Below are 2,409 nucleotides of genomic sequence, written 5' to 3' on the forward strand. Positions count from 1 at the left end.
TATAATAATAAATTTTGTATAATATACTGAAAATGTGGATGGAAAACGTCCGTCACGAACTCGCCGCTAATTCCTTCGGACTATAGCGGGAGATTGATTGCTCTGTCGTGACCAGACTAAGTTCGTAGAGAACTACGTTATTCAGCTCATGACACCTACAAATACGTGCCAGTTTGTAGCAACTGTCGTACAGCTTTAAACAGGCGTAACGAGTTAAACCAGTGAGTTGTACCTAACAAGGTTGAATAACATTGTCGAGGCTAACTCTACCCGCTTATCGGAGTGATCGTGAGTAATGGGAGAATTGGCTTCAGATCAAACCGAGACCACCTCCCGAACCTCCCCACAACATGCGGGGGACAGAGACTCAATTACGAAAGGGAGGACTACACGCTTTCAAACGGGAGGCCTGGGGGGATCCATACCACTCCGCTCTTTCCTTCGTATAATCCCGAATATTCCTCTGGAACACCTCAGCCATTTGATTCAAAATAGGTCTGAAATGGCTAGGCTGGTCCTGAACATGAGCCAAAGAAAAGAATGGGGTAAGCAGACGTAGAGTCTCAACATCAGACAAGTTAGCTGGTTGTTCCTTAATTAAGGAAACAAGCAGTGATTCTAGGGTCTGGCAAGCCCCAGTAACTTCCGGCCAATAGCCCCCGGCATTCATGATCCCCCGCAATACCAGGTTAATTCCCGATATTTTGTCTGGTAAAGATTCCGATAAGGAATAGCACAACTTAGCGGTTTCTATGCCCTGGTCATAATTACGAGCATTTTGATAAAAGGTAGCGAGATGTCGTAATATTTCTATATTCTGAGGATTATGAAGATCTAAGGAGCGATAACGTTCCAGAAAACCAGCAGCGATGGTCGGTTGCTTTAAGGTATGACCAATTTTCATACAGGCTGACAGTAACGGCCAGAACCAAACCTCAGGATTGGGCAGGTAAGCTAAGCAAGCTTCGGTAAATTCTAGGGAGGTTGGATGCAATGGTTCGGCTTCTAGTATCTGCCCCAAAACCTCTTTCAATAATTGCTGATTGCATTCTACCGTTGGCTGGGTTTGTAGCAGTGAAATCACCCCCAGCTCCGTCAAGTCATCACCCCTAAAGGTTTCTAGCTTGATGCTTAGGGCAATAATTTCCAAGAGATTAGTCAGATCCGTGGGGCAAATTTCCCGCATATGCTGGCGGATTGCCCAGGCTACGGCATAATCGGCTAACTTCTGCCTGCGCTCAGCTTCGGTTTGCAACACCTGGAGCAGTTCCTCAGTCCACGTCTCCACTTGGTCTGACTCCGCCTCTGCCATCACCAGCAGCCAAGTGGTTTGGGCTTCTGTTTCTTGACCCTGCAATAGGAACAGTAATCCTAAATGCCAGTAGTAGGCGATGACATCAGGTTCCGCTTCAATAGCCTGTTCGTATAAGCTTGCGGCCTTACTGTAGTCCCCCTGAATTAGATATTGCTCAGCTTGTTGCTGCCAGTTAGTCATACTTTTGTGCTAATTAAATCAAAGATATCACCCCATTTTATAATACTATTGAAAACCTGATTAGGGTAATTGTCCACTGAAGTATTTCCATAAAAAAAAGTAGGTAGAACCGTCTACCCACTCTAACTAAATATCTAATTTTTGGTGATTCAAACTGTCGTCACCAAGGTTTCCCTTAAGTATCACTTACCTGATAAATTCCTCCAGTTGTTTTCGTCGGCACATTGGGGCTGATCATTGGGAACATTAGCTTCTAGACCTTTAGCAAATACACCCCCAATTCCCACAGCTTTTTTAGTTTCACACAATACAGCCAACGTAGTTGCCTCACTGGTCTCTGCTATCTCACCCAAGGCTGTAACACCCTGATATGCCTTAAGGGAAGAGTCCGTATCCGTTTCACCAGCTCCTGTCGCTGGGTCTCCATAGTTAGAAACGCTTGCTTTCGGCGTACCTCCGTCTTGTACTCCGTAAATATAGTTCTTAGTCTGTGTAGCAACGCCAAGACCTAACTCACCAAAATTAGTCTCGTCAGTTACAAATTCATCGTTTTCCAGGTAGTAAGCTTGCTGAGATCGATTCATTGAACCGACATAAGTTCTAGCTTCTGACTGCTTGGCCTTATTAGCTTGGTTCAAGAAAGAAGGTAGAGCAATGGCGGATAGAATTCCAATAATGATGATTACAACTAGTAGTTCAATTAGAGTAAAACCTTCGTCTTGCTTTTTCTGGGTCAGGTGCTGAAGTAGTTTAACTTTTAGATCAGTTTTCATAAGTCTTTATACAGATGTGGGATGCTGATTTGTTGTAAGCATTCAGCGGTCAGTGGTCAGTGGTCAGCTTTTTTTATTCAAAAGCTGTTCCCTTACCCAGGCCTACGGCCAATGGCTGAAAGCTGATAGCTGATAGCTGAA

The 2,409-nt window shown here is 44.5% G+C and carries 2 protein-coding genes; both read right to left on the reverse strand.

The features are described from left to right. Positions 1-367 precede the first annotated feature (367 nt). The gene (locus LYNGBM3L_RS31285; protein ID WP_008190874.1) at positions 368-1,495 is read right to left on the reverse strand and encodes a tetratricopeptide repeat protein; all 1,128 of its coding nucleotides are present in this window, start codon (positions 1,493-1,495) and stop codon (positions 368-370) included. Positions 1,496-1,677: 182 nt separating this feature from the next. Then, positions 1,678-2,268, reverse strand: coding sequence for a type IV pilin-like G/H family protein (locus tag LYNGBM3L_RS31290; protein WP_008190877.1), 591 nt, complete (start codon positions 2,266-2,268; stop codon positions 1,678-1,680). Positions 2,269-2,409: the final 141 nt, after the last annotated feature.

The sequence above is a fragment of the Moorena producens 3L genome, assembly GCF_000211815.1.
Lineage (GTDB): Bacteria > Cyanobacteriota > Cyanobacteriia > Cyanobacteriales > Coleofasciculaceae > Moorena > Moorena producens.